We start from the raw sequence: 25596 nt of genomic DNA, 5'->3' as shown, positions 1-25596 counted from the left end.
TAAAAAATGACAAAGCAACAAAAAACATATGGATTGTTAATTTTGGTTTTGATTATTTGGGGAATGATAGGGTATCAATTTTATATGAGACTGAATCCCTCGACACCTGAATTAGCCTCTCAAGATATACAAACCCGTTTTAAAAGAAAACAGGTTGTAGAACAGTCTTTTTATGTTTTAAAAGAAGCCTATCGAGATCCTTTTTTAGGAGGCTTTCCAAAAAAGAAAATTACCAGAAAGAAATCCATTGTTCCTGAAAAATCAATAATCCCTTTTCCAAATGTTGAATACAATGGAATTATTAAAGGAAATGGTTCTAAATTGTATATTTTAACAATTAACAGAAAACAAGAAATAGTAAAAATAGGAGCGTTTTTTGAAGGTGTAAAATTAATAAAAGCAACTGATAGTACAGTCTTAGTGAGATTTAATAAGGAGACCAAAAAGATAGTTAAACAATAGTAAGAAATGAATTTCTTCCAAAAAATAAAAGCAGGCGCACTACAATATGTTCTAGTGATTTCAGTTGTTATAGCCATTATTATTTTTGCTTTTATCTCTTTGGTTTATTTACAACAAAGAATGAATATTAAATATCAATTTACAAAAGATGCTATTAACAATGTTCAAATGGGTTTTGATATATTTAAGCAAAAAAAAATTACTTATAATACAGAAACTCCTATAAATTTTTCTGATAATACAGAAACCGTTACAACTTTAATTAAAAAGCATTGGGGGATTTTTGATTTGGCAATCGTCAATTCTAAAGTAAAGAATGAGTTTTTTCAAAAAGTAGGTTTATTAGGCTTCCAAAGTTCGAAAAGAGATGCTCTTTTCCTTCAGGATAATAACAATGCTTTAGTTTTGGTGGGGAAAACAAAGATTATAGGTGATGCTTCTCTACCTAAACGGGGAGTAAAAAGTGGAAATATTGCAGGAGAATCCTATTATGGAAATGAATTGATTTACGGAACAATAAAAGCAAGTACAAGTTCATTACCAAAAATTAAAAACATTAAATATGTAAAAGATTTCTACAAAAACTATCAAAGTAGTGGTATGGAAAGTTTTGAATTAGAAATAGGATTAAAATTATATCAATCTTTTACAGAAAACACTTTGATTTATGAAAGTATAAATTCAATAGTGCTAGAAGACATCTCTTTAAGAGGAAATATTATTATCGTATCTAAAACAGCCATTACAATAAAACCTTCTGCAATTTTAGAAGATGTGATTATAATGGCTCCAAGAATTAATATTGAAAAAAATACCACAGGAAACTTTCAGGCGTTTGCAAATAAATTAATTAAAGTTGAAGCTAATTGTACTTTAAATTATCCATCCGCTTTAATTTTGTTAGAGGATGAAAATCAAAGTTCTACCAGTAATAGTAATAATCAACAATTAAAACCTATTGATGATGTGCCAATTGCTATTGCAGAAAATTCAGAAATAAAAGGATTTGTTATATATCATTCTGAAATTAAAACCTTAAATTATAAAGCTCAAATTCAGATAGAAGCTTCAGTTCTTATAAAAGGAGAAGTTTATTGTTCAAAAAATTTAGAATTACAAGGGACTGTTTTTGGTACAGTGTATACAAATAATTTTTTAGTAAAAAAATCTGGAAGAATTTATATTAACAGTTTGTATAATGGAGTTATTAATTCTAAAGAAATTCCTATACAATATGCAGGTTTACTAATAAACGATTCTAATTCAGTCGCTAAATGGATGAACTAAAAAAACTTAAATTAAAAGCATCTTCGTTAACAGAAGTAATTGTAGCTACTACTCTTTTATTAATTGTTTTTGCGATTGCTTTGGTTACTTTAAGTAATGTTATGATGAGTTCTATGCATAAGAATACGCAAGTTTTAGAGAGTCAAATTGAAAAACTAATTTATCAATATAAAAATAAACAAATAAAAGTTCCTATTTCTTATTCAGAAGATGAATTATCAATCGATATTCAAAAAATAACTCAAAACGAAATTGAATGCATTGAGTTTTCCATTACTCATTCACTTTCAAAAAAGAAAAGTACAAAAAGAATTATTGCCTTAAAAAATGAAGAGAACTAAATTTAAAGCTTTTACTTTGGCAGAAATGATTGTTGTGTTAGTAGTGTCTAGCATTGTTATTTCTATGAGTTTTTTAGTATTAAATATGGTTAGAAAACAAGTAAGTTTGATACAAATCAATTATTCTAAAAAACAAGAAGTTCAACTTTTTGAAGCAACTTTTATGAGAGATTTTAATTCATACAGTGCGTTTTATGATAAAAAAAAAGAGCAATTAATTTTAAAAAACTCAAAAGATAGTATTACTTATCTTTTTTTAGAGAACCTTATTATAAGACAAAAAGATACTATTCAAATTGAAGTTGTTAATAAAAAACTACTTTTAGATGGAGTTGAAGTAAAAGAGCAACATATAGATGCTATCGAAATTAAATTATCACCTCAATTTTCAGGCAAACAACTTTTTGTACATCAAACTAAAGATGCGTCTTATTACCTTAATAATTAATACCAATAACTGTAAGTTGAATTATGGCATTTCAATTAAAAAACATAACTTCTGAACATAAAAAGAAATCTTCTTTTGATATTGATACCATCTTAAAAAAAGAAATTTCTTTTGGTGCTTCTTTTTCTAATAAGAAAAAAGAAAGTTTGTATATAGAATTATATGTTTTATTAAATGCAGGGTTAACCTTAAAAGATGCTTTAATCTTAATTGGAGAAGAGCAAAAGAAAGAGAAAAATAGAACCTTAATCCAAAATATTGTTACGGACTTAATCAATGGTAAAAACTTGTCAGACTCTATAAAAGATAAAAAAGAGTTTTCAGTATACGAGTACCATTCACTAAGAATAGGAGAACAAACAGGTACTTTACAAAATGTATCTAAAGAATTGGGTGCTTTTTACAAACGAAAAAATGAACAAAAAAGAATTATCTTAAGTGCTTTGTCTTATCCTATTGTTGTTTTACTTACCGCTTTTTTAGCCATTCTTTTTATGTTGCGCTTTGTAGTGCCAATGTTTGCAGATATCTTTAAACAAAATAAAGTTGAACTTCCTTGGATTACAAAACAAATTTTAAAAGCTTCTACAGTTTTTCAAGAATATGGGGTATATCTACTTTTTTTAATACTTATCATCATACTCACAAAACAATTGGTTAAAAGAAAAGAATGGTATCAAAAATATACTGCTATCGTTTTATTAAAAACTCCTTTAATAGGAGAGTTTATAAGAAAAGTAAAAATAGCCCAATTTACGCAAGCGATTACTTTATTAACAGGGGCTAAAGTTCCGTTGTTAAATGGTATTCAATTGACTAAAAAAATGATTGGGTATTATCCTTTAGAAATTGCTTTAGAAAAAATAGAATACGATATTTTACAAGGAAAAAGCTTACACCAAAGCATGGGGGCTTATAAGATTTTTGATAAAAAGATGGTTTCACTAATTAAAGTAGCAGATGAAACCAACCAAAATGAAACTATTTTTAAAAGATTGACAGAGCAATATAATGAGGAAATTGAATATCAATCTAAAATGATTTCATCAACTATAGAGCCATTTATTATTTTAATTTTAGGTGCAATCGTAGCGACTATTTTAATTGCTATGTACTTACCAATGTTTAAATTAAGTACAGTAATCTCTTAATTATTTCTAAACTTGGTACAAAATATTAGGCTTTTAAAAAAAACAATCAACTTTTAGTTTCAATTATTGACTTAATTGTAGAGTTTAAAACACTCATTTTACCTAATAAAATTAAGGTACTATGTTATACATATCATTGAAAATGGGTATGTAAAAATAACCCCATTTATGGGTATTGCATTCAATAGATATACGTTATAAATTTAAAGCAAAAATAATTACTAATTGAAATTATAATAACACTTTATGAAAAAGATATTTTTTAATGTAGTTATACTTATGTCCATAACTATTTATAATGCTCAAGATTTACCTAAAATTGTGTCACCATCTCCAGAAGCTTTTGAAATGACCAAGCAGGGGATAATACCTATTGGTTTACATACCGGAACACCAAATTACAACATTCCATTACAAGCCTTTAACACAAAAAATTTATCAATTCCAATGAATTTATCTTATAGTACTAATGGAATCAAAGTAGATCAATTTTCTGGTAATGTAGGGTTGGGGTGGAACTTAGAAATAGGTGGTGTGATATCAAGAGTTGTAAGAGGTAAAGAAGATGAAAATTCTAGATTATTGCATCCAATAAAAGAAATTAACAAAGAAGATTTAGCTGAAGTAGAATTTTTATCACCTCAAGCATCTTACAGTGGTAGTATTGATGTTGATCCAGACATTGTTGAATTTTTATACTATGCAGGAAATGATGAAAATGCAGATTCTGAATCTGATTTATTTTCGTACAATATTTTAGGGAAATCAGGAAAAATAGTTTTTAATAATCAAGGTGATATAAGAACAATACCTCATTCAAACTTAAAAGTAGAATTTACTAATGCTATAGAAAGTAATTTTAAGATTACTGATGATTTTGGTGTTGAATACTTTTTTGCTGATAGAGAAGTAGTTCATGCAAGAACAAATTGTGATTCTTCTCCAGTGTCTCCACCAGAGGAAGCCTATACAACTTCTTGGTATTTAACTTCAATTAAACACCCAAATGGAGATGAAATTTATTTTACTTATGATGATATAGAAGAAATGCATACTAATAGTTTCTCTCAACATTTAGAAGTCCCTACTAATTATCCTCTTCATAATAATGATTTTAACAACTATGTCTCTACTAACATTATTACTTGTGAAACTATAAATAGAGTAGAAAAAAAGCAGTTAATTAAAATAAATAGTAACAACGATTTTGAAGGTAGTGTTATAATAGAGAGATCCATTAGTGATCCTAACCCTAATTATCTAAATACATATCACAAATTAATTAGTAACATTAAGACTGTAGATAAATATAATTCTGAGATTGAAGATATCGATTTTAATTACGATTTTACTAATAATGACAGAGTGTTTTTAAAAGGTGTTTTTAAAACTAAAAGCGATAAAAATTATTCTTTTGAATATGATGATAAAGAATCTTTACCTCAACAATTTTCTTATGCTCAAGATTATTGGGGGTACTATAATGGTAAAACTAATAATCAATCTTTACTGCCAGATATACCTGGTGGCTACCTCGTATTTAATACAGTCACTAACCGTTTATCAGACAGAGAGTTAAATTCTCAGTTTTCAAAAAAAGGATTGCTAACTAAAATTACATATCCAACAAAAGGTTATACAGAAATAGAGTATGAAAGTAATGATTATTCTGATACAGAAATCGTAAAATCTAATTCACTTTATAACTACGCTAATGCATTAGGTAATAATTCAAACTCAACTTTATTTAACACATTTAATTTAAATTCAGCTGCAACACTTCATGGAGAAATAAACGTTAGTATAGAAACCATTACTAATTGTGCAGAAGAAGATGAGAGTAATAATTCTAACCTTATAGATCCTATGGGTACTGTTAATTTATATAATGTAACAGATAATACTGTGGATTCATTTAATTTTTCAGGAAGTTTTGCACAACAAGAGGTAGTTTTAGAGCATAATAAAGAATATAGTTTAGAAATATTAAATACTACTCATGTAACCAATATAAATTGTGTTAATTTATATGGTCGTATTGAGTATTATTCTAAGAGTTTAGAAGAAAAAAATATTTTAACAGGGGGTAATAGAGTTCACTCTATAGAAAATTACGACTCTGATAGTACATTTCTTAATAAGAAAAAATATCACTATGCTAAAGTAGAAAGTCTCGATAAATCATCTGGAGATGATAAAGGAAAAGGTTTGGGGCACGTTTCAGAAAGAACACAGTATCTTTCATCAGGTAGCGAGCAAGATTTTATAAAACTAAGTTCAACAGGTATGTATCCTTTAACAAATTCGGGGAGTAGTAATGTATATTATAAGTATGTAGCTATTAGTGATGATGATGATTTTGACAATGGTATAGAAGAACATGAATTTATAATAGATAGAGATTATCATGGTGAAACCATTCTTGGACCAGACAAAATAATTTCAAATTTCACCAATTTTGGATGGAGCAACGGCTTAGAAAAAGAGATAAAATACTACAAGTATAATTCTATTACAAACCAAACTACATTAATAAAACAAATAACTAATTCTCATATTTTAAATTCTACAATCGATGAAATTTCTAACTATAATATTACTAAGTTATATGATTTTGTTACAACTCAACCGGCTTACCCTACATATACCTGTAAATCTTCAGATTTAGATAGAAAAACAACTGTATGGCAATGTCAATCCACTAATCATACTCACAAAATTTCATCAGGAGGCTTCATAGATAATACAACATATTATTCACAAGGAACTTATGGGCCACTAACACTGGGTAACACTATATGCAGGCATAGCAATGCAAATAATCAGCCTATATATGATTTAGAACATAAGTGTTTTAATTTAACAGAAGGTACGGAAGTATCATTTCCAAATTTAATAAGAAACCTAAATGTAGTTAAATATAAATCGTATTCCTACTGGTACTATTTAAAACAAAGATTAGAAACAGTTTATGATACTAACGGAGAAAATCCTTTAACAACAAAGACCATTTATTATTATGATAATGGTAGTCATTTACAACCTACAAAGGAAGAAACTACCAATAGTAAAGATGAAGTTATTACTCAAGAAACAAAATATGCTCATGAAATTAATGATGTAAGATTAATAGATGATCATAGAATAGCAGTACCATTAGAAAAAGAAACATATTTAAATACAGAATCTGGAGATATATTGTTATCGAAGCAGAAGACTATCTATAGTAATACTCTTAATACAAGTGGTTTGTATTTACCAGAAACTATCCAAACCTCTAAAGGAACTCAATCCTTAGAAGACAGAATAGTTTATCACAATTATGATAACAAAGGTAATCCCACAGAAGTAAGTAAAAAAGACGGTAGTAAAATTTATTATGTTTGGGGGTATCAACAAACGCAGCCCATTGCAAAGATAGAAGGCTATACAGATGCTGAGTTAAGCGCTGCTCAAGCAAAAATAGATTTGGCAATATTCGCATCAAATGATGATAAAGATGAAGCTACAGAACAAGCCTTACGAGATGCATTACAAATTCTTAGAGATGATAATAATATGTCCAATGCCCAAGTAACTAGTTTTACTTATGATCCGTTAATAGGAGTTACAAGTATAACAGATCCACGAGGTAGAACTGTTTATTACGAATATGACGATTTTAATCGATTAGAATATGTGAAGGATAATGAGGGTAATATTTTAAGTAAAAATCAATATAACTATAAAAATTAAGCGCTATGAAAAAGATTTTTGTAAAAATAATATTGAGTATATCAATACTCTTCTCATTATCAACAATTGGACAAGGTACTTATAATTCTACATTTGAGTCGGGAATGGGAGATTGGTCTTATGAGTCAGGCAATGATCTTAACTGGTCAATATATAGTGGCTCAACACCTTCGGGCAGTACAGGTCCCAGTGCTGCTAGTGAAGGGACTTATTATATTTATGTAGAGGCTTCGTCACCTAATTTCCCTTCTAAAATAGCAGGGATTACCTCAGTAGATTATCCAATAGGATCAAACGGAATATTTAGTTTTGATTACCATATGTATGGTACTGCAATGGGGTCGGTTACTTTATCAGCAAGTTCTGATGGAATAAGTTGGGAGCCGATTTGGACATTAAGCGGAAATCAAGGTAATAGTTGGCAAAGTGCACAGGTTGATTTATCTAATTTTAGTGGAAGTGATGTGAAATTTCGATTTAAAGGAACCACAGGAAGTAATTATAATAGCGATATTTGTATAGACAATATTCAGGTTAGTTCTACAGCTATCAATATGGGAAGTTCTACAGTATTAAGTGATGAGAATTATGTTTATACTTTAAGCCCTAAGATAGGGGTCAGTGATATTTCTCAAATTACTCAGAACGATAATAAGATAGAATCTGTTCAATATTTTGATGGCTTGGGTCGTGCAAAACAAAATGTAAGTATAAGAGCAGGTGGAAATAGAGAAGACATTATAACACATATAGATTATGATACTTTAGGAAGGCAAGACAAAGATTATTTGCCTTATACAGATGGAACAAGTTCCGGAAGTTTTAAAACAGGAGATATAGCAGAAGCTACTAATAGCTATTATCAAAGTAATTTTTCTGATGATTTTTCTGGAATAACCGATGTTAACTTAATTAATGCATACTCCCAAAAAGAATTTGATGGTTCTCCTTTAAACAGAGTTTTAAAGCAAGCTGCACCAGGAGCAGATTGGAAATTAGGAAGTGGACATGAGATAGAATTTGATTATGATACAAATAATGCTACAGATGCAGTAAAATTATTTGAAGTAACCACTACACCAACTACAGTAAGTAATGTAATTACGTACGAACCAAGTTTATCAGGAGGTTCTGTAATTTATACTTCTGGAGAATTATATAAAACAATAACAAAAGATGAAAATCATGATGGTAGTAGCAGTAAATTACATACCACAGAAGAATTTAAAAACAAGCAAGGTCAAGTAGTTTTAAAAAGAACTTATGCCTTAGTAAATAGTGTAGAAACAGCACACGATACGTATTATGTGTATGATGATTATGGTAATTTAACCTATGTATTACCACCAAAAGTAACAACAGAAGACACAAATGATGTTTCTAGTACAGAGTTGTCAGAATTATGTTATCAATACAAGTACGACCAAAGAAATAGATTGGTAGAAAAGAAAATACCAGGTAAAGGTTGGGAATATATTGTGTATGATAAATTAGATAGACCAGTCTTAACTCAAGATGCTAATTTGAGAGCTGAAAATAATTCAAATCTTACAATAGATAAGTGGCTTTTTACCAAATATGATATATTTGGCAGAATTGCCTACACTGGTTATACTAATAATGACTCAGAAAGAAAAACAATGCAAGGTTATGCAATAAACAACAGTACTTATACGCAATGGGAGACAGGAAATAATTCTTTTTCAACCTCAGGGCTAACAGTTTTTTATTCCAAAACAAGTTTTGTAGGGGAAGTTCACAGGGTTTATACTATTAATTATTATGATACGTATATAGATTTACCTACAGGTTTAGGAACAACAATTACAACATCTTATGGAGATACATCAACAACCAATACAAAAGGGCTACCAACGGTAAGTAAAGTAAAAGTATTAGATACTGGTACTACCAATTATTGGATAACTACAGTTACTTATTACGATGAAAAAGCAAGACCAATTTATGTATACAGTAAAAATGAATATTTAAATACGGTAGATATTATTGAGAATAAGTTAGATGATTTTACAGGTAAGGTCTTAGAAACTACAACTACGCACACAAAAGGAAGTAGTACTCCAATAGTAACAGTAGATCGGTTTTATTACGATCATGCAGATCGATTAACAAAACAGACTCAAAATATTAATGAGTCCAGTTTAGATGAAGTAATTGTAGAAAACACATATGATGATTTAGGACAATTAAAAAGTAAAAGAGTAGGTGGTAAGACTACAGATACAAATGGTTTACAAACTGTAGATTATGCATATAATATTAGAGGCTGGTTAAAACAAATAAACGATATTGATGATATAGGAACAGACTTGTTTAGCTTTAAAATTAATTATAATCAAGTTGATGAGTCTAGAAGTACTCCTTTATTTAATGGAAATATTAGCGAAACAGCTTGGAAAAGTACTAGTATAAATAATACTAATAATCCTGTTAGCGAAAATTACTCGTATGGTTATGATGCTCTTAATAGATTAATTACAGCGACTGATAATACAGGTCATTATAGTGAAGGTTGGGCTAGTGTACCTATTTTATATGATAAAAATGGAAACATTACTCGTTTAATTAGAAACGGTGTATCAGACTCTAGTGAAACTGTTTTTGGAAATATGGATTTACTATATTATTCATACGATTCTGGGAATAAATTAATCAGTGTAACAGATTACCGAGTTGATGATTATGGTTTTAAAGATGGTAATAAAGGAGTCGATTACAGATATGATGACAATGGCAACATGGTTATGGATTTAAATAAAAGTATTGGAAACGAAAATGTAAATGGTATTATATATAATCATCTAAATTTACCAACTAAAGTAACAATTCAAGGAAATGAAATTGATTATGTCTATGATGCTACAGGAGTTAAGTTAGAAAAAAAAATTACGGAGTACTCCAATCCTTCTCCAGGATCTAATAGAATTGAAAAAACAATTACAGAATATGCTGGAAACTTTACATATATAAAAATGAGTCAGTATACTAATGGTATAGGGTTTGAGGTAGGACAAGGTTTACAATTCTTTTCTCATCCTGAAGGGTATGTGAAAGCTAATGGATCTAGAGGATATGAATATGTATATCAGTATAAAGACCATCTAGGGAATGTACGACTATCTTATGCAGACTCTGATAGTGACGGAACAATTACTGTTTCTTCTAATCCAAACACCAATGAAATTATAGAAGAAAGCAATTACTATCCATTTGGTCTTAAACACAAGGGGTATAATAATGTGACTTCAAGTAATGGAAACTCGGTGGCGCAGAAATTTGGGTTTGGTGGAAAAGAATTACAAGATGAATTAGGTCTAGAATGGTATGATGTAACTGCGAGAAATTATGACCCTGCTTTAGGTAGGTGGATGAATCTTGACCCACTAACCGAAAAAGGAAGAAGATTTTCTCCTTATACCTTTGGATTTAATAATCCAATTTATTTTCAAGATTATGATGGGATGTGGCCTAATGGACCTGGAGATAGACAGCATAAAAATAGAAAAAAAATGCAGGCCGCTAGTAGAAAGGGAAAGAAAACAGTTACAATGGAAAAAAAGAGTGTACCTGAGAAAGATGGAGTAAATAAACTAGTGGATAAATCAAAAAATGCATTAGATTTGACAAATGTTTTTAAAGGGGGAAATGATGGTACATATACTAAAACAAATGGAGAAAAAGGAACTTTTAAAAACGAAAATGGTTATATCAAAGATAAAAAGTTATCGGCTAATGGAAGGTCACATAAATTACAATCTAAAGTTTTTTCTGGATTAGGAAAGGCTAATGTTGCTTTAGCTGCCTTAAATGTAGTGAATGATGTTTCTAAGGCATATAAAGCTGATGGCAATAATGTTGGTATAAAAACGAAAACACAAATGATGCAAAGTGGTAGCAGTCTTGCTGGCGGATGGGCAGGAGCAAAAATTGGTGCTACTATAGGAGCAGCAGGCGGACCATTGGGAGCATTTGTTGGAGGACTCATTGGAGGTGCAATTGGAGCCTATGTAGGTGATAACATAGGTCAAAATATGGCTGTAGGAATTTTAAAAGAAGATTAAAAAATTAAATTATGAAAAAAATATGGCACTTTATTTTTTATGGTTTCTATAAATTAGATTATGCAATTCATCTTTTTACCAATAAAATAAATCCTATTGTACATCTTTATAAGACGGAAAGAGCAAGTAATTACTTCAAAAAAAAAGGAAGGTCTCCTATTAAAGACTTAAATGATGTTTATGAGAATAGAACATATGGATTTAGTGTTTTAATTTCTCAATTTATTATGCATATATTATTGTTTGCCATACTAATAGGTATATTTAATTTTACACTTATTATTTTCAATTTATATGTTGAAGTTGAACCATATATGTTTATGTCAATACTGGGGTTTTCAATTTTTTTGAATCTTTTCTTGTTATTAAGAGAAAAAGATTACTTAAGGTCTTTTGTTAAATTTGATGATTATAAAAAAAATAATAAAAGAATTTTTTATCTGTTAAGTTTTTTATCTGTAATTGTTTTATTTTATATATCGTATCTATCTTTTAAATATGGCAGTAAACACCACTCTTTAAAATAGTTGAATTTATGAAAATGAAATCTTTATTTTTACTATTAATGTTTAGTAACTGTTTTCAATCAGATTATTTGGTTTATAATGATATAAATAACAATTATAGCCTAAAGTATGAAAAGATTTGGATAAAGAAAGTTATTGATAATAATCCTTTCTTCTTTATTAAAAATGACAAATCTAAGTTTAGAACTAATGTAAATATTTTGGTACAAAATTTATCTAACAATCCATTAAATCTGAAAGAGTATCATGAAATTACGTTAAATCAAATTGAAAATAGTATCGGCTCAACTAATATATTAAGTAAAAAAAACACCCGAGTTGGTGAAATTGAAGCTAAAGAATTAATATATAAGATACCTAAATCTATTCAAAACCCTCATAATTTAAAGATTAAGCAGATTTACTTTATTAAAGAGAATAAAGCGGTGTTAATAACCTACACATCAATTTCAAATAATTTTGATATTTATTTACAATCAGCAGATACTTTTCACAAGAAAATTAAAGTCAATTGGTAATGGTATAGGATAGTTTATAAAGAATTTTTAAATAAACTATTGTAAAACAATAAATTAATTATAGTAAAAAGGATGAGCTTTTAGGTTCATCTTTTTTTATGCACAGGCACTCGCTACTTTAAACCGCGACAAAAAGATTCCAACATTGGAAGGGCACACACTACTTAAAACCACGACAAAAGGGTTCCAACATTGGAATTTGCAGTAATAATAAAGGTTTAGTGAAATAACATTAATCATAATCACAAAAAGGATATTCATAAACGGATATCCTTTTTTTATTTTTAAAAACTAACGAAAATTCGTTTTGCTCGTTAAAAAGGTTTTAGAATTTGAAGTTAAAACCCTTATTTTAAGAATTACAACCAACAGCAATTTTACAATCATTAAATTGTTGGTTTACAACTACTCTATTTTTTCTAGCCTCTTGTATTTTCTCTTTAAAGTGATTTTTATCAGGGATTTTACCGTTTACGACTTCAAGAGGTGTTAATCCGAATAAATCAGTTGGGTATCTATGACTGTTATAATAATCTACAAAACGTTCTAAATCTTTTAAATGCGTTTTCTCATTGAGAGAATATTTACCATTAAGAAATTCAGTTTTATAAATACTGTGTGTACTTTCTGACATAGAATTCGAAAAAGGGAAGTCTTTGGTTTGTGCAGTTATTTTAGTAACAACTGGTGGAGCTTAAATGTTATCTATCCAAGTTAAGAGCTCTCCTTTATTTTCAGATCCACCATCAGATAAAATGTTTATTGGTTTTATAGCATTCAATAAATTATACTTCAAAAAAGTTTCAGCAAATAGGTTTTTGATAAATTCACTTCCGGCTTTTCCGCTAGTAGAACTATAATGTAAAATTCCTTTAGAAAAATTATCTTTTACAAAAGCTACTTTTTGAATTCCATCCTCTACGGTATTTACATTGGTAATATCTATATGTAACCATTCAAAAACCCTTGAGGCTCTTAATCCTTTTTTTATTGGATATCTAAATCGCTTAACTTTTATATACCCAAGAGCAGAAGCGTATTTGTTAAATGTAGATTTTCCACAAAATATCAAACCATTTCTCATAGCATAATAATACAAAGTTACTTTTGTTTTACCATAATTGGCAGGGTCAGTCACTAAATTTTCAATAGCAACCACCTCATTAACCGCAAGTTGGTTAGGATGTTGTTTATAACATTTTTTAAAAGTACTTAAACTACAAACTATTTTTCTTTTCTGCGTATAATACCAATCTTTAGAAATGCCATAATATTTACAAGCACTCACAACAGATACTTTGGATAGGTGAGCTAAATGTTCAACGGAGTTTACAATGTTAGAAGCATGTAATTTTAGAAGTTTTTTATTATGCGCTAATTCTCCAAGCATGTTTAGATATCCTTTTCTTGTTTCTGCTAAAAAACTTAGAAGAAAATACATCTTTAATGGCTTCAAATTGTGCTATATAATCGGTTGTCCAATCATTTCCATAATAGTTTTCGTGTTTAAATTGGTTCCAATTGTGCTTGGTGGTTTTGGGTAACTTACAGAGTTGTTTTGCATCTAACATTCCACTTACATATAACAATATTACCAATGGATGATAATTTCTTTTGTACATTTTCACATAGCTTTTTCGAGGCTAAAATATTGTATTTCTGTATTTTAAAAAATAAAAACCTTCAATAATAGTATGGATTATATTTTTTTCAGTATGTTGAAACTATTATTAAGCCTTACAGTTGAAGTGTAGTTAGGTAATTTTTTTTTAAGTTTTGCCAATTAGCCTATTTAGAATTTTTGCCAATACCTCCATTATTTCTAGAATATTCAAGAAGTTTCTTTTTTGAATAAAAAATAGGTCTTCCAATACGCATATAAGCATCTCTTGGTATTTTCCCCGTTTTTCGCCAATCAATAATTGTGGTTACACTTATACCTAGAAGTAATGAAGCGGCTTTTTGAGAAAGCTTTTCATCATCAATAGGTATTGAAGAATCTACTAATTCTGTTTGCCTTATCTCGTTTATTACAAGTCTTACTGCTCTTACTAAATCGTCTTTACTGTGTGTGTAGAATAATACGTTTGCCATCTTAATTTGTTTGTGTTTAAATTAACTTTCGATGGGTGCAAGTTGGCTTAATATTGACTAAAAAAAAAGTTGACAAATTACTCTGTCAACTTTTTCAACAATAAAATGCGTTATATCAACACCTTACAATTGATGTTATTTCTGTAAACGATTTAAAGTTTGCTAACTCTATAAGTTTATTTATTGACAACTGATTAAGGTCTTGAGATATAACCTTTCTTAAATTACCACTTAAACCAATGTAACCTACATTTAATTCTTTTAAATCTGAGACTAAAATATCTTTAATCTTGGAAGCATTTTTTTCTTCAATATATTCTAGTTTTATAAAAAGAAGCAATACCGCTATAAATGGTTTAAATTTTTTCTTATTTAAGAAATCTATTGACTTTGACACCGTTTTATGTGTATTTGTAATTGCAGAATATTTGATATCAAACTGAAAACAATTAGAAATAAATTGATTAATTCTTTTAATTTTTTCTTCATTGATTTGTGTATCGTTGTTTTCAAAAAAAAGTACAAATAACTTACTTAATTTTTGAGGACTAATATTTAGTTTGAATTGCTCTTTTTTCTCTTTAACATTATCAGAATGTGGACTTAATCTTTCTATTAATTTTTCTATCTTTTTAATTGAAGAATCTAAAAAATTTAAATGATATTTATCTTTCAGTATTTCAAGCCTAATAACTTCCCTATGAAGGTCTTCAACTTCAAGTAAATCAAATTTTTCTTTTAATTGAAGCATCACTTTATCAAAATACTCTTCCAAAAGGTAAACTTCATTTTTAGTAGAAAAACTTCCGTCACAAGGATTAAAATCTATGTTTTCAAGTATTTTCGAGATAATAAAAAAATGAAACTCTTTTTTTGATTTGAAAGGATTATTTTTCTGGTAAAAATCCACTTTCTTAAAAGAACTGTTATATATTGAACTCATAAATATATCAATCTCCATTTGAATTAAATGAATCAAATTTTTCTCTAAGCTATTTATACTTACTGATCCAAAATGCTCGTTTTCAAGGAAAGTAAAAAAAGCATCCTTCTTAAATAGTTCTTTTTTAAAATTGTAATTAATTAAAATTAACAAGATTTTATTAAACTCCTCTCTATTTGGATAATAATAACAAGAGTTTTTGTAAAACATTTCACTTGAAATATAAAAATCTTGTAAAATATTTTTACTCGGAATGTCTTTTAAAAACGAATTATATTTTAAATAAAACCTATCTTTTAGTTCTTGATTCAACATCGTAATTTATATTTTATCCCAAGTGTTATCCATTTCCTTTCTTTTAAAATCATCCGCTATTTTAACGTAACGTCTAAAACTTTCCTCTTTCTTATGTCCCGTAATATTTCTAACTACCATTTCTTTCATTCCAAGAATTAAGGAGTTCGTAACAAAAGTTTTACGTGCAGTATGCGAAGTAATTAATTCATATTTCGGCACCGTTTTTTCTATTCTTTTTTGACCTACATATCTGGTTTTCGTAATCATAGTATCAATCTCAACTATTTTACAACATTCTTTAATATACTTATTTAATTTCTGGTCAGAAATAACAGGTAAGGGTTCATGTATTGTATCTTTATATCTCTCTAAAATCTCTCTAGAAAACTTATTTAAAGGTATTTTAGTGTTGATTGCTTTTGTTTTTTGAACAGTAATTAACAAGTAATCCTTTTTTACATTTGATGGTTTTAAAGCCTTGTAATCGGATATCCTCAAACCTGTTACCGAATTAAAGACGTACATATCACGAACTTGGTTTAATCTCGGAGATTCAAAATCATGATTATAAAGCTTCATTAATTCATCCATAGTTAAATAGATAATTTCAGTTTCATCTTCTTTAGCTTTGAATTTTTTATATTTAAGATTATTGTGATATTCTTTATCTAAAGACCAATTCATAAATGTTTTTAAAACCTTTATAATAAATGCGAAGTAGCTATTTTTGTTCTTTCTTTCTGTAAAAGTATAATCTTGCAATTTTTCAAAAAAGGTACTATCAATTGAATCAAATAACAATCTTATTCCAGAATAAGATTCAAAATCTTTAAGAAAATTTATAGTTGTAACATAAGACTTAATTGTTCTTGCTGTTTTTGTGGATTTACTTGAATCTTTAAATTCTTCAAAAGTTGGAAAAAACTCATGGGTAAGATTTACTTTATCTAATCCGTTTTCAAGCTTCTCTAAAATATAATCTTTAGTAGGATTGATATTGTTTAGCAACATATATCTAAACAATTTCTTTATTTCATCTTCTCTTTCGTCAATTATCTTATTGTACTCAATATGATAATTGTAAGGGCTATTTTTCCTTGGGGGATTAAGACGTTCACTTCTTTTATCCCAAAAGTATTCTTTACAGTTAACACCTTTAATCACTTTAAATATTTTACAGTCTTTCGCAGTAATTAACATTCTAACGGGCATTAACCCTTCTTTATTGGCCTTATCCTTTCTTAAATGAAATGAAACTTTCATAAATATACAATTTGATACAAATATATAAAAGAGGGCAATTAAAAGGGCTACCTATTTAAATAAAATTTGATTAAAATTTATTTCAAATTAATTAATTAAGCTATATTATATAGTATTTAAAGGGTTTAAAAGAGATTAAACACGTTTAAAAAACAACGTACTCCCACCTTGAGTACAAAAAAAAGAGTTATCACATTTTTAATAAATGTTTTAACTCTTTTTTGTTTTAAAAAATTCCGAAAATAGTCCGAAAATTCTTCTAATTTTCGCTTTTTAACTTTATCTACTACCAAAAAAATTTAACATAAAACAGCCAAATATCAACAGAATTAACCAAGATATTTATAACATTAACACTGATAATCAAAATGATGTTAAAAAAAACCTAATTAACTTTAACTAATCTTTGTTCGGATAAACTATTATTAAATTTAAGTCTCATTAAAACATTGACTTATGAAAAAAGTATATCCTGTATCAAGAAGAGATTTTATAAAACTATCAAGCATGGCAACAGCCGGAGCAATGTTTTTTCCTTTAGATATTAGCTTCTCTGAAAACGCTCCAGAACCGATGATGAGAAGTTTTGGTAGAATGAAAAATAAAGTAACCACTTTGGGACTTGGAGGACAAGCATCTATACAATGGACACCAGATGATGTAGATCCTGTTGCAATTATTACAAAAGCCTTTGATTTAGGGATAAATTATTTTGACACTTCAAATGTGTATGATTTAAGTCAATTGCATTACCATTCAGCTTTTGAAAAATTGAACTTAATTCCAGAAAAACCAAATTACGATAAAAAGCTAAGAGAATCTATCACCATTACAAGTAAAACACTTATGCGATGGGGAAAACCAGGTTGGAAAGAGCAAGAAAACGTAAGAAACAAATCTAATGGTGCAGATGTGCAAACGGCTGCAGATGATATTAGAAGAACAATGACCCAACTTTTTGGAGATGGAAAAGGCAACTACCCAGAAGGTTCATACGTAGATATTGTTTTGGTGCATGCTTTACAAGCTATTGAAGAAAATGATGTGTTATATAAAGGTCTTGAAACACCAATTAAACCCGATGAAAATTTTGGAGCTTTAGTGGTTTTAAAAGATTTTAGAGATGGGACTAATTTTACAGGAACCAATCCTAAAAACGAAAAATTATTGAAGCATATTGGTTTTTCAGGACACACTAATGCTGAAGCTATGATTGATTTTATGCAACGAGATAAATATGAATTACTAGATGCCTTATTAGTATCAGTTAACTCGAATGATCATTTGTATTTCAACATGAAACACAATGTTATTCCACTAGCTAAAGCCAAAGGAATTGGTGTTGTTGGAATGAAAGTTTTTGGGGCTGGAACCATGTATAAAGAAGTCCCTGGGTTCTCAAGAAGACCAGACCAAATTTATCGTAAAGTAGGTTCTATAGATTTACCAAGTCATGAACTTATAGAATATGTTTTAACAACACCAGGTGTAGATACCTTAATTATAGGAATTGGTCATATAGATGAAGATCCGCTTAAATGTCAGTTAACTCAAAATTACTATGCATCTCAAGTGAAACCTAATGAGATATCTGATAAGAAAAGACTAGAGATTGAAGCTAAAACTGCAAAAGTAGCAGGGGTACGAACAAATTTCTTTCAGCTTGATAAAATAGACATGACACCGCCTAGAAATCTAAAACAAGAAACTGTTAATGGTAAAATCAAAATAACTTGGCAAACCGCTTATGCTTCAGAAAACCCTATATCTCATTACGAAATTGTTTCTAATGGTAAAGTTTTAGGTACTGTTAAACATCAACCTCAAGTTTTAAAAGAAGAACCTTTTGTTTTTGAAATAGACCAAAACATTGGTGATATTACTGTTAAAACTGTGGATACTAAAGGAAATATAGCCTAGTATTTTATTTAACTATACAAAAAAACAAAGTATATATGTCAAAATTAACATTACTAAAACAATGGTTTATAGACCATAAAGGAACAGTTACAGCTTTTTCTGGAGGTGTAGATTCTTCATTGGTTTTGTATGTTTCTAAATTAGCACTTGGTGATGCTGCTATTGGATTAATTTCAAATTCCGAAAGTCTAAAATCAAAAGACTTTAACGTAGCTACAGATTTTTGTAAAACACACAATATTAATCTTGAAGTTATTAAAACTTCAGAATTACAAGATCCAAATTATACAGCAAATCCAGCAAATCGTTGTTTTTTCTGTAAAACGCATCTTTATGAAGCTATGGTAGATATTATTGAAGAAAGATATCCTGAATACACCATATTAAACGGAACCAATTTAGATGATTTAGGCGATTATCGCCCTGGACTAGAGGCTGCTAAAAATCATCAAATAAAATCACCTTTATCAGAGCTAAAAATCAGTAAAAAAGAAGTTATAGAAATGGCAAATGAGCTAGGTTTAGAAACAGCTTTTAAACCACCAAGCCCATGTTTAAGTTCTAGAATTCCTTACGGAACAGAAGTTAATAACGAAAGATTAAAACAAATTGAACATGCAGAATATGTTTTAAATCGATTTGGATTTATAAACGTAAGAGTAAGACACCAAGGAGAAGAAGCAAAAATAGAAGTGCCTGTAAATGAAATGGAAACATTAAAAAATCAATTCAACCAAATTACCAAAGAAATTAAAACTTTAGGTTTTTCTAAAGTAACCATGGATGAAGAAGGTTTTGTTTCTGGTAAATTAAATCGTGTATTAAATGGATAAAGCCTTTATCATTGATGAAGACAGAAAACGCAGATTAGGTTTTGAAGAAGTTATTTTCGGAGCCTCAAAAAGCGTAGCATTACTTTCAAACTTACTGAAAGATTATGTTGAAAAAGATAAAAATGTATTAATAACTAAACTCCAAAACGACAAAGCAAAAGAGCTGTTAAAAACATTTAAAACAGCATTTTATGATGATGAATCTGAAATTCTTATGCTTTCTAAGGTTAAAAATTCAGATAATAACCCTGCGAAAATAGGAATTATTTCTGCAGGAAGTTCAGATATTGGTGTAGCCAATGAAGCTTTTTATACTTTAGAATATATGGGCGTAAAATCTCGTATTATTCATGATGTAGGTGTTGCTGGTTTGCAAAGATTATTAAACAGGTTAGATGTATTAAAAACGTTTGATGTTTTAATTGTTGTTGCTGGTTTTGAAGGGGCTTTACCAACAGTTATTGGTGGGTTATTACCACAACCAATTATAGGCGTACCAACATCTGTAGGTTACGGTTCTGCAAAAAATGGAGAAACCGCTTTACATGCAATGCTTACAAGTTGCGCAAACGGAATTACAGTAGTTAATATAGATAATGGTTACGGAGCAGCCATGAGTGCTTTTAGAATATTGAAACTAATGGAAAAATGAAAACGATATATATAGAAGCCTTTTCGGGTTTATCAGGAAACATGTTCTTAAGTGCTTTTAGTGAATTGCTTGGAGATTATGAACTTTTATTAGATTTACCTAAAAAGCTACATTTGCCTGATGGTAAAATAGAAATTGAACAGGTTGATAAAAATGGTATTAATTGTCAGTATGTAGAAGTTGTTGATTTAAATATTGAAAAAGAATTAAAAACAGATCACAATCATGAACATCATCATCATGACCACTCACATAACCATTCGCATTCTCACAGCCATAATCACGGTCATTCTCATTCACATAGTCACTCACACGATCATCATCACGGAGCGCATCGACATTTAAGTGATATTCAAAAAATTATAGATCACGCACATATTAGTGATAATGCTAAAAAAATAGCACATAAGATTTTTTTAATGATTGGTAAGGCAGAATCTAAAATTCATGATATGCCATTAGAAACCATTCATTTTCATGAAATAAGTGGCGTAGATTCTATTATAGACATTGTTGGTAATGCGGTATTGATTGATAAATTAAATATATCTAAAACATATTGCACACCAATTTGCACGGGTTTTGGTATTGTAAAGACCCAACACGGAATGCTACCCGTTCCCGCACCTGCAACAGCAGAGTTACTACAAGGAATGCCAATTTATCCTGGTACAGAAGAAGGAGAAAAGATTACACCAACAGGAGCTGCAATTTTAAAATATTTAAACCCTGATTTTAAGAATACAGCTTACACACCAATAAAAACTGCGTATGGTCCAGGGAAAAAGAATTTCCACAATGCCAATGTGGTACGTATTTCTTTAATAGAAAATGAAAAGAAAAAAGATAAATACTTACAACTAGAAGCTTCTATTGATGATATGTCGCCTGAATATTTAGGAATAGATTTTCAAGATGGTTTATTAAAATCCGGAGCTTTAGATTTTAGTATTACACAACAATTAATGAAGAAAGGTAGGTTTGCCTTCTTACTAAGTGTTATTCTTCCGTTAGATAATTTAACAGAAGTATCTAATTATTTATTTGATAACACAAGTACTATTGGTGTTCGTTATTACCCAATAGACCGTATAGAATTACCTAGAATTCAGAAAAAAACAACAACAGAATTCGGAGAATTACTCGTGAAAGAAGTTACTACACCAACAAAAAATATTAAAATTAAACCTGAATTTGATGATGTAAAAAGATTGTCTAAAGAGATAAATCAATCACCATTTCAAGTAGTAAATAAACTAAATATAAATCCTTAAAAATCACAAACAATGAAAAAGTTATTATCTATTTTCTTTATAGCAATCAGTTCTCAAATGATAAATGCTCACGTACAAACTACCTCTCATACTCACGATTCATTTTTGAGTGAATGGGCTTGGTTAGTTATTCCTGCAATTGCTTTAGTTGCTATTGTTTGGAAAATGACGCAAACAAATTTAAAAAACAGTAAAAATTAACTTGAACACAACTAGAGTAAATAAAAAACAGATGTTATTAATAGCATCTGTTTTTTATTTTTAAAATTCTTTATCAAAAAAAAAGTTTACTTTTCTAAATCAAAATTAAAATAATTTACAGCATTATAATAACAAATATCCTGTATCATTTTTCCTAAAAAACCTGTATCGTTTGGTACCAAGCCTTTTGCTACATCTTCCGCTAATAAATTACACAAAATTCGTCTAAAATATTCGTGTCTTGGAAAAGATAAAAAACTTCTACTATCTGTTAACATTCCAACAAAACGACTTAACAACCCCATATTAGAAAGTGTATTTAATTGTTTTTCCATACCCTCTTTTTGGTCTAAAAACCACCATCCAGAACCCCATTGCATTTTACCAGGAACTCCACTTTCACTATAATTACCCATCATGGTTGCAAAAACTTCGTTTAAAGACGGATTTAAATTATACGTAATGGTTTTAGTTAAACAGTTTTCTGCATCTAACTTGTTAAAAAGTTTAGACATTGGTTGTGCTTGGGTAAAATCTCCAATAGAATCTACACCTGCATCTAAACCAATTTCATCTAATAATTTGCTATTATTATTTCTTAAAGCTCCTAAATGAAATTGTTGTACCCAATCTTTTGCATGATACATTTTACACAAATGATACAAAATACAAGAAGCAAACATATCTGCTTCTGCTTTAGAAATATCAATATTAGATAAACGTTTTTTTAAGATTTTATCAACCTTTTCTTCAGTAAAATCAAAAGCATAAACTTGCTCTAATCCATAATCAGAAACTCGGCAACCTAAACTATTGAAAAAATCTATTCTACTCTGAATTGCCTTTAATAATTCTGATAAATTTGTGATTGAAAAACCTACACAATTAGACATTTTTTTAATATAAGCTGTATAACTTTCTGCTTCTATTAAAAGTAAATTATCCGGTCTAAAAGTTGGAAGAACTTTAGTAAAAAAACCTTTTTTTGCAATTTTTTTATGATGTTCTAAATTATCTGTAGGATCATCTGTGGTACAAATAATTTCTACATTCATTTGTTCTAATAATTGAGCAGGAGTTTTGTCTTTTAAAATAGCATTTGCTTTTTCATAAATTTCTTCTGCCGTTGATAGTTGCAAAATTTTATCAATATTAAAATAGCGTTTTAACTCTAAATGTGTCCAATGAAACAACGGATTTCTTAACGTATAAGGCACAGTTTCTGCCCATTTTAAAAACTTTTCTTTTTGGGTAGATTTATCACCAGTAATAAAAATTTCGTCTACACCATTTGCACGCATGCCACGCCATTTATAATGATCGCCATTTAACCAAGCTTCTGTAATGTTTTTAATTGGTTGATCTTCTGCAATTATTTGTGGTGATAAATGGTTGTGATAATCTATTATCGGTAAATCTTTAGCATATTGATGATATAATTTTTCTGCTATTTCAGATTGCAATAAAAAGTTATCATTTATAAAATCGGTACTATTCATTTTAATTTTTTTATAACGAACGTCTAATTCCTATTTCTAAACCACGTAATTCTGCCAAACCACGCAAACGCCCAATACCAGAATAACCAGGATTTGTTTTTTTCTTTAAATCATCTAACATTTTATGTCCGTGATCTGGTCTAAAAGGCATTCTTACATCTTTTCTTCTTGCTTCAATACGTTTTTGTTGCTCAAAAATTAATGCTTTCATTACGGCAAACATATCTACATCTCCATTTAAATGATCTGCTTCATGAAAATTACCTGCTGCATCTCTTTTTGTAGCACGTAAATGGATAAAATGAATTCTATCTCCTAAACGTTCTACCATTCCTGCCAAATCATTATCTGCTCTTACACCAAACGAACCTGTACAAAAAGTCAATCCGTTATTTGGCGATTTTACAGCATTGTAAATATCTTCTATATCTTTTTCTGTTGAGACCACTCTTGGCAATCCTAAAATAGGAAAAGGAGGATCATCTGGGTGAATACACATTAAAACGCCTGCTTGTTCTGCAGCTGGAATAATTTCTGATAAAAACGAAAATAAGTTCGCTTTTAATTCTTTTGAACCTACATTTTTATAGGTTGCCAAAATAGCATTAAATTCCTCTAAAGAATAACCTTCTTCTGCACCTGGTAAACCTGCAATAATATTTCTGATTAATTTTTTTTGATCTTCTTCTGAAGCATTTTTAAGAAACTCAGCTGCTTTTTGTTTTTTGTCTTCAGAATATTCATTTTCGGCACCTGGTCTTTTTAATAAGTATAATTCAAAAGCAGCAAAAGCAGCAGCTTCAAAACGCAAAGCAGTAGATTGATCTGAAATTTCGTAATCTAAATTAGTACGTGTCCAATCTAAAACGGGCATAAAATTATAACAAACAATATCAATTCCGCATTCACCTAAATTTAAAAGTGTCTGTTTATAATTCTCAATATATAATTGATAATCTCCAGATTTTGTTTTAATGTTTTCATGAATTGGCACAGATTCTACAACAGACCAAGTTAATCCTACATTTTCTATAATTTCTTTTCTTTTGATGATTTCATCAACCGTCCAAACTTCTCCATTAGGAATGTGATGTAATGCAGAAACAACGCCTGTTGCTCCTGATTGTTTTATATCTGATAAAGAAACTGGATCATTGGGTCCGTACCAACGCCAAGTTTGTTCTAAATTTTGTTTCATTTTATTCTTTTTTTAAACGCCGCTAAAAGCACCAAAACCACCATCGATACTAATTACTGTTCCTGTTATAAATTTTGAAGCTTCGCTACATAATAAATGTACAGCTCCGTTTAATTCTTCTGCCTCTCCAAAACGTCTCATTGGCGTGTTTTGTACAATTGTATTTCCTCTATCTGTTAAAGAACCATCTTCATTCGTTAACAATTTTCTATTTTGATCTGCAATAAAAAAACCAGGAGCAATTGCATTCACTCTAATTTTATCACCAAATTTTAATGCCATATCTACCGCCATCCAACGTGTAAAATTTTCCATAGCTGCTTTAGATGCAGAATAACCAACAACTCTAGTTAATGCTTGCGGAACTGCCATAGAACTTACATTAACAATAGAACCATTACCTTGACTTGCCATGTGCTTACCAAAAACAATTGAAGGTATTACGGTGCCCATTAAATTAAGATCTGTAACTTTTTGAAAATCTGGAATAGAAATATCAAAAAGAGAATCACCTGGAGAAATAGTTGCTCCTGCCATATTACCTCCTGCTGCATTTATTAAAACATCTATTTGTCCCCAAGTACTTATAATTTCTGTTTTAATCTCTTCTAAGGCCTCTTTATTTAAAACATCCGCCTTAAAACCTAAAGCATGTGTTTTAGATAATGATGTTGCAAATTTATCAGCCTTCTCTTTATCTCTACCCAAAATCGCCACTTTTGCACCAGATGATACTAAATGCCTTGCTATGTTAGAACCTAAAACACCATAACCTCCTGTAATTATTATTACCTTATCTTTTACGTTAAAAATTGTATCCACCTGTATCTTTTTTAGTTTATTCTATTTCTATAGCTACACTTAAAACTTG

At 29.2% G+C, this 25596-nt stretch carries 23 protein-coding genes; 14 read left to right on the top strand and 9 right to left on the bottom strand.

What is annotated here, in order from left to right:
* The first annotated feature begins 6 nt into the window (after positions 1-6).
* The 9 genes from ACJJVY_RS15510 to ACJJVY_RS15470 all read left to right on the top strand — a co-directional run bounded on the left by ACJJVY_RS15510 (position 7) and on the right by ACJJVY_RS15470 (position 12551).
* Complete coding sequence (locus ACJJVY_RS15510) at positions 7-462, top strand: hypothetical protein (RefSeq protein WP_405610876.1); 456 nt, start codon at positions 7-9, stop codon at positions 460-462.
* Between the two features lie 6 nt (positions 463-468).
* On the top strand, positions 469-1749 hold the full coding sequence (locus ACJJVY_RS15505) for a hypothetical protein (RefSeq protein ID WP_405610873.1): 1281 nt from the start codon (positions 469-471) through the stop codon (positions 1747-1749).
* A complete protein-coding gene (locus ACJJVY_RS15500; protein ID WP_405610870.1) occupies positions 1737-2090 on the top strand; it encodes a hypothetical protein in 354 nt (117 codons plus the stop codon). Before ACJJVY_RS15505 ends, ACJJVY_RS15500 begins: the two co-directional genes overlap by 13 nt.
* Positions 2077-2538 carry a prepilin-type N-terminal cleavage/methylation domain-containing protein gene (locus ACJJVY_RS15495; RefSeq protein ID WP_405610868.1) on the top strand — a complete coding sequence of 154 codons (462 nt, stop codon included), beginning with the start codon at positions 2077-2079 and terminating at the stop codon, positions 2536-2538. The genes ACJJVY_RS15500 and ACJJVY_RS15495 overlap by 14 nt, the downstream gene beginning before the upstream one ends.
* A 23-nt stretch (positions 2539-2561) precedes the next feature.
* The gene (locus tag ACJJVY_RS15490; protein WP_405610866.1) at positions 2562-3689 is read left to right on the top strand and encodes a type II secretion system F family protein; all 1128 of its coding nucleotides are present in this window, start codon (positions 2562-2564) and stop codon (positions 3687-3689) included.
* A 246-nt stretch (positions 3690-3935) separates the two neighbouring features.
* Positions 3936-7424, top strand: a complete 3489-nt coding sequence (locus tag ACJJVY_RS15485; RefSeq protein WP_405610864.1) for a hypothetical protein — start codon at positions 3936-3938, stop codon at positions 7422-7424.
* A 5-nt stretch (positions 7425-7429) separates the two neighbouring features.
* Positions 7430-11506, top strand: a complete 4077-nt coding sequence (locus ACJJVY_RS15480; protein WP_405610861.1) for a DUF6443 domain-containing protein — start codon at positions 7430-7432, stop codon at positions 11504-11506.
* 11 nt (positions 11507-11517) lie between these two features.
* Positions 11518-12033 carry a hypothetical protein gene (locus tag ACJJVY_RS15475; RefSeq protein WP_405610858.1) on the top strand — a complete coding sequence of 172 codons (516 nt, stop codon included), beginning with the start codon at positions 11518-11520 and terminating at the stop codon, positions 12031-12033.
* Between the two features lie 8 nt (positions 12034-12041).
* On the top strand, positions 12042-12551 hold the full coding sequence (locus ACJJVY_RS15470) for a hypothetical protein (protein ID WP_405610855.1): 510 nt from the start codon (positions 12042-12044) through the stop codon (positions 12549-12551).
* Positions 12552-12903: 352 nt separating this feature from the next.
* On the opposite strand, the gene ACJJVY_RS15465 is transcribed toward ACJJVY_RS15470, so the two are convergent.
* From ACJJVY_RS15465 to ACJJVY_RS15440, 6 genes are all read right to left on the bottom strand, one after another.
* The gene (locus tag ACJJVY_RS15465) at positions 12904-13185 is read right to left on the bottom strand and encodes an IS3 family transposase (protein WP_405610852.1); all 282 of its coding nucleotides are present in this window, start codon (positions 13183-13185) and stop codon (positions 12904-12906) included.
* Between the two features lie 60 nt (positions 13186-13245).
* A complete protein-coding gene (locus tag ACJJVY_RS15460; RefSeq protein ID WP_405610849.1) occupies positions 13246-13941 on the bottom strand; it encodes a hypothetical protein in 696 nt (231 codons plus the stop codon).
* Positions 13919-14173, bottom strand: coding sequence for a hypothetical protein (locus tag ACJJVY_RS15455; RefSeq protein WP_405610846.1), 255 nt, complete (start codon positions 14171-14173; stop codon positions 13919-13921). Before ACJJVY_RS15455 ends, ACJJVY_RS15460 begins: the two co-directional genes overlap by 23 nt.
* A 166-nt stretch (positions 14174-14339) precedes the next feature.
* Positions 14340-14645 (bottom strand): helix-turn-helix domain-containing protein, encoded by a 306-nt coding sequence (locus ACJJVY_RS15450; protein WP_405610843.1) that lies wholly within the window; start codon positions 14643-14645, stop codon positions 14340-14342.
* A 115-nt stretch (positions 14646-14760) separates the two neighbouring features.
* Positions 14761-15741, bottom strand: a complete 981-nt coding sequence (locus ACJJVY_RS15445) for a hypothetical protein (RefSeq protein WP_405610840.1) — start codon at positions 15739-15741, stop codon at positions 14761-14763.
* 168 nt (positions 15742-15909) lie between these two features.
* Entirely contained in the window at positions 15910-17148 is a 1239-nt protein-coding gene (locus ACJJVY_RS15440; RefSeq protein WP_405610837.1) for a tyrosine-type recombinase/integrase, read from the bottom strand.
* 456 nt (positions 17149-17604) lie between these two features.
* On the opposite strand from ACJJVY_RS15440, the gene ACJJVY_RS15435 reads away from it, so the two are divergent.
* From ACJJVY_RS15435 to ACJJVY_RS15415, 5 genes are read left to right on the top strand one after another with little or no spacing between them, the layout of a single operon-like run.
* Entirely contained in the window at positions 17605-19068 is a 1464-nt protein-coding gene (locus tag ACJJVY_RS15435; protein ID WP_405610834.1) for an aldo/keto reductase, read from the top strand.
* 35 nt (positions 19069-19103) lie between these two features.
* Positions 19104-19901: an ATP-dependent sacrificial sulfur transferase LarE gene (gene larE, locus ACJJVY_RS15430; protein ID WP_405610831.1), complete on the top strand. Its 798-nt coding sequence runs from the start codon at positions 19104-19106 to the stop codon at positions 19899-19901.
* The gene (gene larB / locus ACJJVY_RS15425) at positions 19894-20553 is read left to right on the top strand and encodes a nickel pincer cofactor biosynthesis protein LarB (RefSeq protein WP_405610828.1); all 660 of its coding nucleotides are present in this window, start codon (positions 19894-19896) and stop codon (positions 20551-20553) included. Before larE ends, larB begins: the two co-directional genes overlap by 8 nt.
* Entirely contained in the window at positions 20550-21827 is a 1278-nt protein-coding gene (gene larC, locus ACJJVY_RS15420; protein ID WP_405610825.1) for a nickel pincer cofactor biosynthesis protein LarC, read from the top strand. Before larB ends, larC begins: the two co-directional genes overlap by 4 nt.
* A 12-nt stretch (positions 21828-21839) precedes the next feature.
* Entirely contained in the window at positions 21840-22028 is a 189-nt protein-coding gene (locus tag ACJJVY_RS15415; RefSeq protein ID WP_405610822.1) for a hypothetical protein, read from the top strand.
* Positions 22029-22114: 86 nt separating this feature from the next.
* Here the strand turns inward: ACJJVY_RS15415 and uxaC are convergent, their stop codons facing one another.
* The 3 genes from uxaC to ACJJVY_RS15400 are packed head-to-tail and all read right to left on the bottom strand — an operon-like array spanning position 22115 to position 25547.
* Positions 22115-23527 carry a glucuronate isomerase gene (gene uxaC, locus ACJJVY_RS15410; protein ID WP_405610819.1) on the bottom strand — a complete coding sequence of 471 codons (1413 nt, stop codon included), beginning with the start codon at positions 23525-23527 and terminating at the stop codon, positions 22115-22117.
* Between the two features lie 10 nt (positions 23528-23537).
* Entirely contained in the window at positions 23538-24725 is a 1188-nt protein-coding gene (gene uxuA / locus ACJJVY_RS15405; protein ID WP_405610816.1) for a mannonate dehydratase, read from the bottom strand.
* Positions 24726-24737: 12 nt separating this feature from the next.
* Complete coding sequence (locus tag ACJJVY_RS15400; RefSeq protein ID WP_405610813.1) at positions 24738-25547, bottom strand: SDR family oxidoreductase; 810 nt, start codon at positions 25545-25547, stop codon at positions 24738-24740.
* Positions 25548-25596 lie beyond the last annotated feature (49 nt).

It is taken from the genome of Polaribacter sp. Asnod1-A03 (genome assembly GCF_045063585.1).
GTDB lineage: Bacteria > Bacteroidota > Bacteroidia > Flavobacteriales > Flavobacteriaceae > Polaribacter.
This window is presented reverse-complemented; position numbering and strand designations above follow the sequence as displayed.